Genomic DNA, 14,346 nt, shown 5'->3' with positions numbered 1-14,346 from the left:
CCTCTTATAATGGTTATATTAATAAAGGTGGCAGATAGAAATGTTTACAACATATGAAGAAGCAATTGGTTGGATTCATTCTCGTCTTCGTCTTGGGATCAAACCAGGATTACAAAGGATGGAATGGATGATGGAAAAATTGAATCATCCAGAAAGAAGACTGAAGGTTATACATATAGGGGGAACGAACGGTAAAGGTTCGACACTAGCTTATATCCACTCAATCCTTGAAGCAGAGGGGATTATGGTAGGTACATTTACTTCTCCATATATAGAGCAATTCAATGAACGGATTACATTAGGCGGCAAGCCGATTTCTGATAAAGATATTGTCCAGCTAGTGAATGATATTTATCCGCTTGCAGTAGAGCTCGAAGGATCAGAACTAGGAGAGCCATCTGAATTTGAAATTATAACAACAATGGCGATTCATTATTTTGCCCATATTGAACCGGTTGATATTGCTTTGTTTGAAGTAGGATTAGGTGGCAGACTAGATTCAACAAATGTCCTTCATCCCCTATTATCTATCATTACAAATATCGGTCTTGATCACACAGCGATATTAGGTGATACGATTGAGAAGATTGCCTCTGAAAAAGCTGGGATTATAAAGCCTGGAACACCAATTATTACTGGTGTTAAGCAAGATGAGGCAGTGGCTGTTATCGAAAAGACAGCAAAAGAAAAACATGCAAAAGTTTATCAAGCAAATAAGCAATTCCAAGCGGAGCATATCGTATCGACAGAAGTAGGTGAGGCCTTTTCTTTTCAGAATACATTTAGGCAAAGAGACTATTTAGAAATATCGATGCCAGGTGTTCATCAAGTAGAAAATGCTAGCTTGGCGTTGATGGCGGTTGATTTTCTGAATCAATATTTTTCCTTTGTGATTTCAGAAGTAAGCATAGAGAGAGGCTTGAAAAAAATGTATTGGCCTGGTCGTTTTGAGCGCGTGGCAACAGCACCACTAACGATTTTAGACGGAGCACATAATGAAGAAGGAATGGCTGCTGTTTGTGACGAATTAGAAAAGCGCTATCAAGATCGTGATATTTATTTTATTTTTGCAGCATTAAAGGACAAACCACTGCAAGGCATGATTCAAAGAATGGAGGATTGTGCGAAAGCGATTACTTTTGTAGGGTTTGATTTCCCTCGTGCGGCAACAGCTGAGGAACTGTCTGCAATCAGTCAAAAGAATCATCATTTAGTTACAGCTGATTGGCAAGAAGCAATAAAAGAAACGAAGGAAATGATGCGTGAAAATGATGTTTTAGTGATTACAGGTTCCCTATACTTTATTTCCGAAGTAAAGCGTTTTTTTGCTCATCAATAATGATTGGTTACGATGGATATTGCTTGTAGCCGTATAAGTAAAGGGCGTCAAATACTTTTAGAATCGCCCTTTACTTTTTAGTTGACCAACATGAATAGAGCAATTGGCGTTTTCTCATTATGTGTCTTATTCAAGAGGGAAATCCTTTTCTTGAGCAAAAAAATCACTAATCGGGATATAGTTCACTGTTGTTCCCCCACTCATAAGGTAAACGCCATTTTTAGCAATGATACTGCCATTAAATTCTCCTCCATAAAAGGTTACACTTCCATATGGAGCAAATACAACTCCGCTAAATCGTTCAATCCATTGACTTTGTGAACCGATATATACATCACCGGTAGCAATAATTACTGCTTTTGAAAAGGAGTTTATATAACGGTATTTTTCGTCAAGATATGGAGAAATGGTAATATCTTCGCCAAATAATTTCATATTTTCACTTTTTACTGAGGAACCATAGCCATTTGCTTCATACCATCCTGCTGGTTTGGTTTTAAGAAGAGGGTAAGAAGGGATGCTACAACTCGTTAACTTTTCTAAAGATGATCCTTTTTGATAAGCGGATAAATCTATATTATTCGGATGATACAATTCTCCAACATATGTTGCTAAAGCGGAAGGAGAAAAGGATGGAGTCCAATCAACCGTCAAGTCTTGATGAGAAAAAAGCGCCTTCTCAAAGTAAGCATCTTTGATGTATGTGTCACCACCAATATGTACGTTATCTTTATATGTTCCTCCAGGTAACACTGCATCCTTCATTATTGTTAAAGGTTGATAAAAAGTCGTATCCTTAATATTGGCCCTTCCATTCACAACGGTATGACCATAAATAGAACGTCCACCTGAGGCTGAAAAGTCGCCGTTAATACAAACTTGCCCTGGCTTAGAAGCTGATCCTAACCCTGCACTACCTCCTTGTAAATTTACATCTCCATCTATAAATAGATTAGAAACACTACTTAAGGCGCCGCCATTGATCTGGGCAGTTTTTAATGAATCTCCAATATATATGGTGGCATCGCTACCATTGATTCGGTTACCATGAAAGGCAAATGAGGAACCATGGAGAAATAGTTGACTTTCTATCATACATTGATAAAAGCTGTCAGAGCAAGTAGAATTCTCTCCTTCATCAGGGTCCTCGCCATTATCTTCTCCGTCGCCGGGATTCTCCACGTTTCCGGAATCGTCCTCTTTATCTATCAGCAGTTTGTTTATTTTTGTATGAACACCGAAAGTATCTTCTCCGCCTGCAAGAGTGAATTGAACATCAATAACATCACTAGAAATGAGGCAATCCTCAAGAGGTTTCACATCATCTTCATGATAACTACAATAAGGATCTGCTGTGCTTTGATTAGCAGGTTTAATCGAGATGTCTTTGAAGTGAATATCATTTCTTAATAGTAAAGAAGGTAGCGATAAAGAATATTGTGGCGTTGTTGCATATTTTACTTGATGTAAGTCTCTTAAATAAGCCATAATGAGGTTAGATTCTTGCCTTAAATTGACAGAAGTAAAAGTCTTACTTTTTGTTTTCTCTATTGAAATAAAAGTACCATAAATGACAGAACTAATAATTGAAAGGATAGCAATGGTCGCTAGTACTTCAATTAATGTCATACCTATGTTATTTTTATAGTTATATTGACCCATTTCTTTATACCCCCTTCATACCTTTATTTTACATAATAATTACCTGGAGGTGAATGAGGAATTTTTAAACTATTAAAAAAACAAAAGGGGTTAACACTCATTGAAGTCATTGTTTCTCTTTTGTTAATCACGATTGTACTTACTGCGTTTATTTCTGTCTTTATCAATGCAAACGGACAAATAACAAGAGCGGAGAATGATTTTACTGCATTACAACTAGCAGAGAAAGCATTAATAGAGGGAAAGTGCGGTCAAGAAACTGTTGATATAAACGACCAAGAATATGTTATTAAGGTGATTCAGAAGATGGTAGAAGAAAAAGCAATACTGAAGGTTACTGTCTCTACTGGAAAGGAAGGAGATGAGCCTTTAGAGGAACTCTATGGTATATCACAACTTGAAGGTGAGGGTTCAAGGTGCAAGTAAAGGAAAATGGCGAAAAGGGGTATGCACTTGTTACTGTTCTCTTGCTTATATTGTTGCTATTTATTATCATCCCACCGCTTTTGTTAGGTGTCCTTCAATCAACCAAACAAATCACACAAAGTCAATTTGATATTCAACATCGTCGTTTGATTGAAGTAGGAGTAACCCTATTTGCTACCCAAGAAGGGAACAAGGCAATTGCGCTATCTGACCATCACTGTGTGGTTTTCGCTACAGATACATCTTGGGTTGAGATAGAGGATGAGACGAGTGCTTGTAAATGTGACAATGCATTGGATATAGAAGGGTTAGGTATAATCCCTATTTATAAAAATAAGTGCGGATCTGCAATGGCATTCGTACATGAAGGTGAAGAAAAATGAAAGCAAGAATAATTCTAACAAGTATTGTACTAATTCTTCTGCTCATCATCGTTTGGCAGTATGTTGCTCATGCCACTCCTCCTTCTATTTATTCAAGCAAAACGAAAGTGGCAGATGTGGTCATTAAAGGTTTAAGTGAAGGAGAAATAAAAAGTAAGTTACTGCAAAAAATAGAACAATGGCGAAATAAAGCACAAATAAAGGTTGCCTACCTTGATGAAGAATGGATACTTGACCCGCAATTATTTCGCTTTAACGTGGAGGATACTGTTGAAGAACTAACAGAAGGAACAAATAATCCACTTTTTGTTGAATATGATAAGCAATTATTTTATGAGCGTGTAGAAGAATTATTTTCACAATTGACGTTGAATGAAGAAGAGATGAATAAAATCTATGAGGACATTGTAGATAAAGTTAGTAGATTAGAAACATCCTATAATGTGCAAATAGAGGAATACTTACCTGTAACACTTGTACAAGAACCACTCGCTCAAGTTGTACTACAAGTAGATGCTGATTGGAGTGGCTATACCCAATCCATTGCTATCGATAATCGTTCCCTTTTCTCTGTGTTAGATCAATTCGGTGAGGAAAATGATCTACATATAATAGCAACAGGCATTTATCAACTTACCTTACATACGAATTTTTCCATTGAAGAAAGATACATTCAAAATAAGCAGCCAAGCTTTACTGAGGCAGGATATGAAGCTTACGTGGACAATGATTTCAAATTCTACAACCCTAATACTGTCAATTATACAATCAAAATAGAAGAGAACAGGGGGAGGATGTATTTTACTTTAATGGGGCCACCATTTATTTATGATTATGAAGCCGTAATAAAAGAGATGGAGCAAATTGAGCCACTGACAAAGGTATATAACCAAGAAGGGTTAGCAGACGGTGTGAAAATGATTGAAGAGGGTGCCGTAGGTATACGGGTTGTCATTGAGCGCCAGAAGCGAAAAGGTATGTTTATAGAGACATTTGCTAGATTGAAAGATTATTATCCCCCCATATCTACAATTGAATGGAGAGGTGACGGTAGGGAAGATGAAGAGAACAAAAAAGTAACAAAGGATTCTAATGAAGAAAGTGAACCGCGTGATGATTTATGGGGGATAGAGGGCGAAAAAATGGAGAAATAAAGGAGGAAATCTCTTGCGCAAAAAATTAGGTGAATTATTAATAGATGCCGGTGTTATCACCCATGAAGCATTAGAGAAGGTATTACGGGAAAAGAACAAGAGTCAAAAGCTCGGGGATGCCTTACTACAAAGCGAATTAATAACGGAGAAACAACTCATTCAAGCGCTCGAATGGCAATTGGGCATTCCTCATGTGGACTTAACGGCTTATCCAATCAATCCCTCAATTTTGCAATTTATCTCAATGGAAGTGGCGAAGAGAAATCTTGTCATTCCTTTAAAGCTTGAGGGTGACCATCTCCTCGTGGCGATGGCGGACCCACTAGATTACTATACAATTGATGATCTTCGATTAACAACAGGGTATAAAATTCATCCAGCCATTGCTGCTAAAGATGATATTGTTCGTACGATCCATCGCTATTATCGAGATGAACCTAAAGAAGAAGTGGCAGCTGGGAATGAAAGGCAAGGAAAGCAAAGAAGTAGAAGGAATGCACCGATTATCCAGTTAATAGATCAATTATTAAGTAGTGCCATTGCCATGAAGGCTAGTGATATTCATATAGATGCACAAGAAAGCAGTGTTGTTATTCGCTTTCGCGTTGATGGGTTATTACGTCGAGAGAGGGAATTAGCGAAATCAATCCAAAATGAACTATTTTCAAGAATTAAAATCATGGCAGAGATGGATACAACCGAGCAAAGAATAGCACAAGACGGACGTATCAAAATACCAATTGATTATCGCACGGTCGATATAAGGGTGTCTATTATTCCGACGGTTCATGGGGAAAAAGCGGTATTAAGAATATTAGATCGGCAAGAGCGGCTTATGAAGTTTGAACATCTTGGCTTTCAAAAAGAATATTTAATGCAAATAAGGCAGATGATTCAGCAACCGGCAGGTATTGTACTAATTACAGGACCAACTGGTGCCGGAAAAACATCTACCTTATATGCCGCCTTGCATGAAATGAATAAAGAAGAAGTCAATATTATTACGATTGAAGACCCTGTTGAACAAATTCTAAAAGGAATCAATCAGCTACAAGTTCATAAGCAAGTGGGGATGACCTTTGCTAGTGGATTGAGATCTATATTAAGGCAAGACCCAAATATCATCATGATCGGTGAAATAAGAGATCAAGAAACAGCTCAAGTCGCTATAAGGGCAGCTTTAACAGGGCATCTCGTTTTAAGTACTCTCCATACAAATGATAGTGTGTCAACGGTGATGAGGTTAATCGATATGGGAATTGAACCTTTCCTAGTGAGCTCAGCATTAAATGGTGTGGTTGCTCAAAGATTGGTACGCAAAGTCTGCCTTGAATGTAGGGAAACCGTTACACCTACTTCGTATGAGCAAACGGTATTTGCTAGCAAAGGAATTGAACCTGAAAACTTACAAAGAGGGAGAGGGTGCAGTCATTGCCAGATGACAGGGTATAAAGGGAGAATCGCTTTACATGAAGTTTTTACATTAAACGACGTTTTGCGAAAAATTATTACTACTGATCATGATACTACTACATTAAAAATCGCAGCCAAGAAAGCTGGGATGAGAAGCTTATTAGAAGACGGATTGCATAAAATCTCTCAAGGACTGACGACTTTAGAGGAAGTGTTAAAAGTAACGATGTTAGAGGAAGGGGGGAGTTTGGGAAATGAAAATGATAGATTTGTTAACGAGCGCGTATAACAAACAGGCATCTGACTTACATATTAGTGTAGGGACTCAACCGATTATTCGTATCAATGGTGTGCTAGAAAGAATCACAGAGGAAATATTAACACCACAGGCGACAGAGGAGATGGCTAAAGAGATCATTCCTATTCACCTTTGGCAAAAGTTTAAAGAAAAAGGGGAATTAGATTTCTCATATGGCATTCCTGGTTTATCCCGTTTTAGAGTCAATGCTTATCATCAAAGGTCATGTATAAGCCTCGCAATTCGTGTTGTTCCAGTCAGCATTCCAACATTGAATCAGCTTTCTTTACCGCCGGTGTTAGCTAAATTAGTTGAGCAACCACAAGGGCTTTTCTTAGTGACGGGACCAACAGGTAGCGGCAAATCAACAACATTAGCAGCTATTATTCAACAAATGAATGAAACTTTTTCTAAGCATATTATCACTTTAGAAGATCCGATTGAGTATTTACATAAACATCATCGGTCAATTATTAATCAGAGAGAAGTCGGTTTTGATACACAAAACTTTGCCAACGGGTTGCGGGCTGCATTAAGACAAGACCCTGATGTCATATTGGTGGGTGAAATGCGTGACCTTGAAACGATTCAAACAGCGATTACAGCTGCTGAAACGGGTCATCTCGTTCTAGGCACATTGCATACATCTAGTGCTCCTTCAACAATTAATCGTATGATTGATGTTTTTCCGGCTGACCAACAAACGCAAATTCGCTTTCAACTTTCATCCGTCTTAGTAGGGGTTTTTTCACAGCGACTCTTGCCTTTAAAAACGGGTACCGGTCGAACGGTAGCTACTGAATTATTAGTGAATACAGCAGCAGTAGCTAACCTTATTCGTAACGAGAAAATCCATCAGCTCATCAATGTGATGCAAACATCAAGAGAGATTGGCATGCATACACTAGAGACAAGCGTAACGAAATTATTACAAAAACAGCTCATCTCTCCGGAGGTGGCTTCTCCCTTTATAAAAGAAAGGAGACGTCATGGCTAGATTCTCCTATGTCGCTAAAAGCTTAAAAGGAAAGCGGACAGGAATCATTCATGGCTGGACAAAAAAAGAGGCGGTCACTAAATTAGAGCAAAAAGGATTTCGGGTTATCGAATTAAATGAAGTGAGAGAAACATTCTGGACAAAAGATATTGCCATAAAAAAGGGATTAAAGACAAGTGTGCTTGTAGTGTATTTGAGGCAATTCGCTGCCCTTTTACAAGCTGGAATTACAGTAATTGAGGCAACAGATATGTTAGCAGAGCAGACGGAAAATAAACGTTTAAAGCAAGCATTATTAAGTATGAGAGACACTTTGGATGAAGGAAAGCCTCTATCGGCAGCAGTAAAAGAACACCCTGATTTGTTTCAGCCTTATATGATTCATATGATACATGCTGGAGAAGCCGGGGGGATGCTAGATGATGTCGTACGCCGTCTGGCCGATTATTACGAAAAACAAAATCAGCTAAAAAACAAGGTTTTATCTGCCCTAGCCTATCCTATTGTTGTCAGCATCATTGCTATTTTTGTTGTTCTATTTTTAATGCTACAAGTGGTGCCGACATTCGTTCAAATGTTCGCAGGCTTCAATGCAGAACTTCCAGCCATTACGATATTTGTCCTTCGTATTAGTGACTACCTTACGATGAACTGGTATATGATTCTCTTTTTCTTATTCGTGCTTGTACTCACGATTTTACTATTTCGTGATCATAAACTCCTTAGAGGTTGTAGAGACTGGTTATTGTTACGTACCCCATTTATCGGAAGAATGCTTATTATTAAAGAGGTCGCTTTATTTACGAGAACATTATCAAGCTTGTTAATCAGTTCTGTATCGATTGTAGAAGCACTTAAAATAGTGGAAAGAATGGCTTCCTTAACGGTAATAAAAACTATTCTACAAGATGCAAGTCTCAGTATTGAGACAGGAAGATCATTAGCGAAGCCGATGAAGAATCGTCTGCTACCTCCATTGCTTTCACATATGATTGCCGTTGGTGAAAGAAGTGGTTCCTTAGATGAGATGCTTGAAAAAGTAGCTGATTTATATGATAGTGAAATCGATCAGACAACCGAACGGATGAAAGCGCTGCTTGAACCGCTTATGATTATCATCTTAGCACTTATCGTCGGTACAATCGTTATCAGTATCGTTGTGCCTATGTTTGATATTTTTAATCATGTTGAATAATATCTACCATTTAGAGGAAAAAATATCTATTTATTTCACAGAAAAATAGTATAATATACTTAGGTAATTATACCTATTTTAAATAAAAAGATAGAAAGGTAGATGAACATGTTGAAAAAATGGAAAAAACAGTGTAAAAATGAGCGAGGGCTAACGCTTGTTGAATTATTAGCAGTTGTTGTCATCCTTGGTATACTAGCTGCCATTGCTGTGCCTAGTATCGGAGGATTGATTGATAATAGTAAAAAGGATGCTCACGTCGCCAATGCAAGGCAGATGATTAGTTCAGCTAAATTAATGGTAGCTTCAGAGGATGTTATTCAAGAGAACAATGGAAATAAAATAATATACTTAGCTGATATAGAGGAATCTGGTTATTTGGAAAAGATGGATGATCCAGATAAAGTTAAAAATGGATATAAAAGAAATAAAAATAAAAATGGTTCCTATGTTGAAGTTGAAAAAGATAAAAGCAATATCACATACAAAGTTTTCTTAACAAACGGAGAAAGATCAGTTTCTGATGGAAATAATGAAGCCGTTCTAGAATCTGACTTATCTAGAGAAAGTGTTAAGGAATAAAGTTAGGAGGTCAATCACATACTACTAATCTACTTATTTATCATAGGCCTCATCCTCGGCTCCTTTTACAATGTTGTCGGTTTGAGGGTACCTGTGAAAAAATCGATTGTAAAACCGCGGTCAGCTTGTACTGACTGCGGCCATAACTTACAAGCGTATGAATTGGTGCCAGTGTTATCTTATTTATTTCAGCGCGGGAAATGTCGTCACTGTGGTGTGAGGATCTCGCCCTTATATCCTATTGTTGAACTGTTAACAGGGCTGTTATTCGTGCTTGCGCTTGTCACGTTAGGTTGGACGCCAGAGCTTTTGTTTGCTCTAACGTTGATATCTTTATTTATGATTATTTTCGTTTCGGATATTCAATATATGTTAATACCGGATCGTATTTTGTTAAGTTTTGCAGTCATTTTTATAATAGAACGATTGATTTGGCCACTTTCACCTTGGTGGGATAGTTTAGTAGGTTGCGCTATTGGCTTCTTTTTGCTTCTTGCCATTGCAGTTGTGAGTAATGGTGGGATGGGCGGTGGTGATATTAAACTGTTTGCGTTATTAGGGTTTGCTCTTGGTGCAAAGCTTGTCTTGTTAACCTTTTTCCTTGCGACGATTTACGGCGCTGTATTCGGTTTACTAGCTATGCTAGTAGGCAAAGTTAAACGAGGCAACCCCATCCCCTTTGGTCCCTTTATTGCAGCTGGAGCGCTTTCTGCTTACTTTTTCGGCAAAGAAATATGGCTGTATTATTTACAAATCTTCTAGTTTAGACAAAGGAGTTTAAATGATGGCTTTATCTTTCTTAAGAAAAAGCTTTTGTAATATAGTCATAGAGGATGATTGCATTCGCTATTGCCAAGTGAACAAGCGGCAGTTTCCCTATGGTACAAAGCTAGCAGTGAAACCTATTGCAAAAGGAATCATTGAAGAAGGAAAAATAATAGATGAAACGGGGTTATCCTTAATCCTCCAAAGCTGTGTGGAAGACTGGCAGCTTCATCGGAAAAAAGTTAGATTTATAGTTCCGGATGGACAAAGTGTTGTAAGGTCAGTAGTTATTCCTGATGAAGTGCCTGCAAAGCATATTCATGGATATTTGGATATGGAAATAGGGGCTAGCATTCATTTACCATTTCAACAACCAGTATTTGATTATCACCTCATGCCTAATAAAGAGGTGAATGAAGAGAAACGTGTGTTGTTAGTTGCTGCGGAGGAGACGCTCGTTCATCAGTTTGAACAAGTAATCGCTCAAGCTAATGTTTACCCAGAAGAAGCAGAGATCACAGCATTATCTTTATGGAGGTTGAGCGCCTATTTAGGATTAGCAGAGGATAATGAGAGTGTTGTTATCATTCATTTTGAAAAACAAGGTGTTCATATCTCTATCATTCATCATGGCATTCCTATGCTTGTTCATTATTTACCCTATGATGACAATATAGAATTAACCAATGATGATTATTTATTTACCGAAGTGTATCGTGAAGTGGATCGATTACAAGATTTTCATTTTTTCACCCTTCAACAAACCAATCATGCAACTACAAGTGTTTTATTAAGTGGTGAAAATATTATACATAGTTTTCAGTTGTTTTTAAGTAGTAGAATGACAAGCCGTATAGCTATTGTTGACGCTAGGAAAATAATGGATGATGAAACGATTGTACCTTCGATGAATAAGGTGCTGGGGTTAGCGTTAAAGGATGTGCTTTAAATGACGGTCAATATAAATTTGTTGCAAAAGCAAAAGCCTTTAGTTAACCCAACTTTTATAGTTATCTTGTTGGTCATCCTGCTGCTACTCTTAGCTTCGATTTTCGTAGGAGCCTACAAAATAAAAAGAAGTATCCAATCAAGTGAGGAAGAATTAGCGTATATACAAGTTGAAATAATAGAGCAAACAGAAATGTCGAATGAGAGAGAGCAATCACAATCGCTAGAAGAGTTAATGAATGCAACAACTTGGCTAGAACAAGAACGCGTGAATATCACCGGGTTTTTATCTGAATTAACAGCTCTTTTGCCAACAAGAGGCTATATTCTTTCGCTGCAGCTATCGAACAAAAATGAGGTTGAGATGCTTGTTCAATTTGATACACAAAGAGAAGCAGCTTATTTATTGCACAGTATTAAACAAGCTGATTGGTCTATAGATGCGTCTTTAGCAACGATTAATGAACAACAGGCAGCTGAAATGGAACGGTCTCGTTTTGAAGCAAGTTACTCCTTCACGTTTGATCCCTCTTATTTCTCAATTGTAGAGGAGGAAAAACGTTGACTGTGTTCAAAGGAAGTAAATATTGGTTGTTGGTAATTGTTTTATCCATGCTTATAACAGTTGTATTAACCTACGTTCTTTACTTATACCCACTCAAGTTAGAGGAATCGGCCATAAAAAAAAGGGTCATTACAGAAGAAGCACGGTTAAATAGCTTAAAGGAACAAGGCTCTTCCGCAACGGTATCACAGACAGAACAATGGGAAGATGCTCAACTACATCTACCTATCGAGCCATTAGAAGAACAGTTTTTATTATTATTAGATGAAGCGGCAACGGTCAATAAGATTCAGCTTACACAAATGGCCATTAATGTTGAAAGAGTTCATTCGGATGAGACGGCAAATAGTGAAACAATCAATGATATTTCGACAACATCAGAAGAAGGTATTGTTGAAGTAAAGTTGCCCAATGGATTAGAAAAGACCGTCATTAGCATGCACTTGCAATCTCAAAGCTATGAGGATTGGCTTTCATTCACAGAGGAATTACAGCATCTAGAGCGGTATACAACCATTGAATCAATCGAAATCACCCAGGTGAAAGATGGTATAAGAGATTACACTATGGTTGTATCAGTTTATCATTTTCCTACCGCTATTGATTTAAAAGAAAATGATCCTAAAATCGTCAATGATCAAGCTGCTGGCAAGTCCTATCCTTTTGAAGATAGAGACTGATGCCTTTCTTTGACAAAGTTTTTATCCATGATGGAATTTGACGAAATCATTCTGTAACAAGACGACAAAAGTCTTGTTATTTTTTTTTTCTCCTATGATAAAGTGATGAAAATAATAGTAAAAGGTAAGAGGGAGGGAAGTGGACAAAGATGGACAAGCATAATGGAAAGGCGAGAACAATCACAATAAAATTAAATCAGGACGGGCAACCGAAGCATAAAGAAGAAGGTGTAAAGGAGCAAGCGGCCACAAAGGAAAATGAAGCGGAGGATCAATTTGATTGGATTTTACCAAGTGGAGAAGAAGAAGTAGATTGGGAGAAAGAACTTGCAGATAGAGAAAAAGTGACGAAAAAGAAAAACAAATACAGTAAAAGCACAGCTAAGAAAAGTAGTTTTAAACAAATGAAATATCAATTAAACCCGTCGATGTTTTTTACCATTCTGTTTGCTGTTGTTATCGGAACGGGATTTGGGTTGGTAATGTTAAATGTTCTCGATAAAGGGGAAACGGCAGAAGGAGGCGCAGCAAGTTCCCAAGTAGGTGCATCAGGAGCAGTAACTGCGGGTAGTGAGACGGCAGAATTACCTGCTTTAGATACGTTTATCGTCCAAGGAGGTGTTTTTACTACCAAGGATAGTGCAGAGGGTATCGCTGCTTCGTATAAGGAAAAAGGCATTCCTACATTTATCCACCAGAATCAAGAACAATATACACTTATCATCGGAGTAGCAGCTACAAGTGAAGCGGCTAAGACTATGAGTACCCAATTAGAAGGTCAAGGTGCAGAAGTGTTTGCTAAAGAGTATACGATTGATGGTGCTAAGGTAGAAGGTTTAACTGCAGAAGAAAAGAAAATCTTAGAGCTCTCACCCCAAGTGTATCAATTATTGACAGGTGAAGCGTCCCCTGAACAAATTAATGCATATTCAAGTACGTTAAATGAGATTAATCAAGGACTGAACCATGAAGACCTAATAGCATTAAAGGATAAAATGCTTACTGCTCTAAAAGCTAATAACGGAAAGGACGCTCAACAGGCAGCCTTAAATTTCCTACAATCATATACGGTCATCGTTCAAACTTAAAAGTTTCTTAGTATATTATTTTCTGGGGAATAATTTAATTTTATTTCTAATTGAATCTATGAAACACTGATTTCACTGTCTATATTTATTTTTAGCAGATTACCTCTCTTTAGCTCGATTTTCTTCGGGCTATTTTTTGTGGGAAATTCATATTATTAGATGATTTAAAATTGTTAATAGGTGGATTGTTTGATACGATAGAGAAGTATCTCCCAATTTGAAATACGATGAAAGTAAGGTGAACCACATGCAAACACAAACCCTCATACTCGCTTCCACTTCTCCTCGTAGAAAACAGCTACTTGAACAAATAAATTTATCTTTCAAAGTAAAAGGCAGTCATGTTGATGAGCAGTTTGAAGCCAATTTAAAGCCGGATGAAATTGTGCAAGAATTGGCGGAACGAAAAGCGAGAGCAGTCTACAATAACGAAAGTGATACTTTTGTTATTGGCTCAGATACGGTTGTTGTCCAAAAAGGCGAGGTTTTAGGCAAACCGATTGATGAAGATGAAGCGTATCTTATGCTTAAGAACCTATCGAACGGTACACATGAAGTGTACACAGGTGTAGCGATACTAACAGCTAATAAAATAACTCGTTTTTCTGTTGTTACAAAAGTTGAATTTTGGCCGCTTTCAGAAGAAGAAATCTATGCCTATATCCAAACGGGTGAGCCTTTTGACAAAGCGGGGGGCTATGGGATCCAAGGAATTGGTGCAACACTTGTTAAACAAATACACGGAGACTATTTTGCTGTGATGGGATTGCCTATTTCACAAACGATTAGAGAGTTGCGCAAAATGGGCTATTCACTTCCTCACCATTTGTTTGGATAATGAAAAAGGAGGA

15 protein-coding genes are annotated in these 14,346 nt (G+C 37.7%); 14 read left to right on the top strand and 1 reads right to left on the bottom strand.

From position 1 onward, the window contains the following. Nucleotides 1-40 precede the first annotated feature (40 nt). On the top strand, nucleotides 41-1,339 hold the full coding sequence (locus U9M49_RS09320; RefSeq protein ID WP_322909640.1) for a folylpolyglutamate synthase/dihydrofolate synthase family protein: 1,299 nt from the start codon (nucleotides 41-43) through the stop codon (nucleotides 1,337-1,339). 126 nt (nucleotides 1,340-1,465) lie between these two features. Here U9M49_RS09320 and U9M49_RS09315 read toward each other — a convergent pair whose 3' ends face one another. Next, nucleotides 1,466-3,001: a type II secretion system protein gene (locus tag U9M49_RS09315; protein ID WP_322909639.1), complete on the bottom strand. Its 1,536-nt coding sequence runs from the start codon at nucleotides 2,999-3,001 to the stop codon at nucleotides 1,466-1,468. Between the two features lie 60 nt (nucleotides 3,002-3,061). Here U9M49_RS09315 and U9M49_RS09310 point away from each other — a divergent pair, with 60 nt between their 5' ends. The 13 genes from U9M49_RS09310 to U9M49_RS09250 all read left to right on the top strand — a co-directional run bounded on the left by U9M49_RS09310 (nucleotide 3,062) and on the right by U9M49_RS09250 (nucleotide 14,333). Beyond that, nucleotides 3,062-3,427, top strand: coding sequence for a type IV pilus modification PilV family protein (locus tag U9M49_RS09310; protein WP_095372387.1), 366 nt, complete (start codon nucleotides 3,062-3,064; stop codon nucleotides 3,425-3,427). Further along, complete coding sequence (locus U9M49_RS09305; RefSeq protein WP_095372388.1) at nucleotides 3,418-3,810, top strand: hypothetical protein; 393 nt, start codon at nucleotides 3,418-3,420, stop codon at nucleotides 3,808-3,810. The genes U9M49_RS09310 and U9M49_RS09305 overlap by 10 nt, the downstream gene beginning before the upstream one ends. After that, a complete protein-coding gene (locus tag U9M49_RS09300; protein ID WP_322909638.1) occupies nucleotides 3,807-4,964 on the top strand; it encodes a hypothetical protein in 1,158 nt (385 codons plus the stop codon). The genes U9M49_RS09305 and U9M49_RS09300 overlap by 4 nt, the downstream gene beginning before the upstream one ends. A gap of 13 nt (nucleotides 4,965-4,977) precedes the next feature. Then, nucleotides 4,978-6,666: a GspE/PulE family protein gene (locus tag U9M49_RS09295; protein WP_322909637.1), complete on the top strand. Its 1,689-nt coding sequence runs from the start codon at nucleotides 4,978-4,980 to the stop codon at nucleotides 6,664-6,666. Next, nucleotides 6,632-7,672, top strand: coding sequence for a type IV pilus twitching motility protein PilT (locus U9M49_RS09290; protein ID WP_095372391.1), 1,041 nt, complete (start codon nucleotides 6,632-6,634; stop codon nucleotides 7,670-7,672). The genes U9M49_RS09295 and U9M49_RS09290 overlap by 35 nt, the downstream gene beginning before the upstream one ends. Next, nucleotides 7,665-8,867 carry a type II secretion system F family protein gene (locus U9M49_RS09285; RefSeq protein ID WP_322909636.1) on the top strand — a complete coding sequence of 401 codons (1,203 nt, stop codon included), beginning with the start codon at nucleotides 7,665-7,667 and terminating at the stop codon, nucleotides 8,865-8,867. The genes U9M49_RS09290 and U9M49_RS09285 overlap by 8 nt, the downstream gene beginning before the upstream one ends. Before the next feature lie 108 nt (nucleotides 8,868-8,975). Next, on the top strand, nucleotides 8,976-9,449 hold the full coding sequence (locus U9M49_RS09280) for a prepilin-type N-terminal cleavage/methylation domain-containing protein (RefSeq protein ID WP_095372393.1): 474 nt from the start codon (nucleotides 8,976-8,978) through the stop codon (nucleotides 9,447-9,449). 18 nt (nucleotides 9,450-9,467) lie between these two features. Continuing rightward, a complete protein-coding gene (locus U9M49_RS09275; protein ID WP_095372394.1) occupies nucleotides 9,468-10,211 on the top strand; it encodes a prepilin peptidase in 744 nt (247 codons plus the stop codon). A 22-nt stretch (nucleotides 10,212-10,233) separates the two neighbouring features. After that, the gene (gene pilM / locus U9M49_RS09270; RefSeq protein WP_157733923.1) at nucleotides 10,234-11,163 is read left to right on the top strand and encodes a type IV pilus biogenesis protein PilM; all 930 of its coding nucleotides are present in this window, start codon (nucleotides 10,234-10,236) and stop codon (nucleotides 11,161-11,163) included. Further along, entirely contained in the window at nucleotides 11,164-11,727 is a 564-nt protein-coding gene (locus U9M49_RS09265; protein ID WP_095372396.1) for a hypothetical protein, read from the top strand. Next, nucleotides 11,724-12,407 carry a hypothetical protein gene (locus U9M49_RS09260; protein WP_095372397.1) on the top strand — a complete coding sequence of 228 codons (684 nt, stop codon included), beginning with the start codon at nucleotides 11,724-11,726 and terminating at the stop codon, nucleotides 12,405-12,407. The genes U9M49_RS09265 and U9M49_RS09260 overlap by 4 nt, the downstream gene beginning before the upstream one ends. Nucleotides 12,408-12,556: 149 nt before the next feature. Next, entirely contained in the window at nucleotides 12,557-13,495 is a 939-nt protein-coding gene (locus tag U9M49_RS09255; RefSeq protein ID WP_095372398.1) for an SPOR domain-containing protein, read from the top strand. 247 nt (nucleotides 13,496-13,742) lie between these two features. After that, nucleotides 13,743-14,333: a Maf family protein gene (locus tag U9M49_RS09250; protein WP_095372399.1), complete on the top strand. Its 591-nt coding sequence runs from the start codon at nucleotides 13,743-13,745 to the stop codon at nucleotides 14,331-14,333. Nucleotides 14,334-14,346 lie beyond the last annotated feature (13 nt).

The sequence above is a fragment of the Cytobacillus sp. OWB-43 genome, from assembly GCF_034651445.1.
GTDB classification, from domain to species: Bacteria; Bacillota; Bacilli; order Bacillales; family Cytobacillaceae; genus Cytobacillus; species Cytobacillus kochii.
The sequence above is the reverse complement of the archived record's forward strand: the minus strand, read 5'-3'. Positions and strand labels throughout refer to the sequence as shown.

Excerpts from the sequence above, each read along its gene's own strand:
- U9M49_RS09280 (WP_095372393.1), top strand. The coding sequence starts at position 8,976 with ATGTTGAAAAAATGGAAAAAACAGTGTAAAAATGAGCGAGGGCTAACG.
- pilM (WP_157733923.1), top strand. The coding sequence starts at position 10,234 with ATGGCTTTATCTTTCTTAAGAAAAAGCTTTTGTAATATAGTCATAGAG.
- U9M49_RS09320 (WP_322909640.1), top strand. The coding sequence starts at position 41 with ATGTTTACAACATATGAAGAAGCAATTGGTTGGATTCATTCTCGTCTT.
- U9M49_RS09315 (WP_322909639.1), bottom strand. The coding sequence starts at position 3,001 with ATGGGTCAATATAACTATAAAAATAACATAGGTATGACATTAATTGAA.
- U9M49_RS09265 (WP_095372396.1), top strand. The coding sequence starts at position 11,164 with ATGACGGTCAATATAAATTTGTTGCAAAAGCAAAAGCCTTTAGTTAAC.
- U9M49_RS09285 (WP_322909636.1), top strand. The coding sequence starts at position 7,665 with ATGGCTAGATTCTCCTATGTCGCTAAAAGCTTAAAAGGAAAGCGGACA.
- U9M49_RS09250 (WP_095372399.1), top strand. The coding sequence starts at position 13,743 with ATGCAAACACAAACCCTCATACTCGCTTCCACTTCTCCTCGTAGAAAA.
- U9M49_RS09300 (WP_322909638.1), top strand. The coding sequence starts at position 3,807 with ATGAAAGCAAGAATAATTCTAACAAGTATTGTACTAATTCTTCTGCTC.
- U9M49_RS09255 (WP_095372398.1), top strand. The coding sequence starts at position 12,557 with ATGGACAAGCATAATGGAAAGGCGAGAACAATCACAATAAAATTAAAT.
- U9M49_RS09290 (WP_095372391.1), top strand. The coding sequence starts at position 6,632 with ATGAAAATGATAGATTTGTTAACGAGCGCGTATAACAAACAGGCATCT.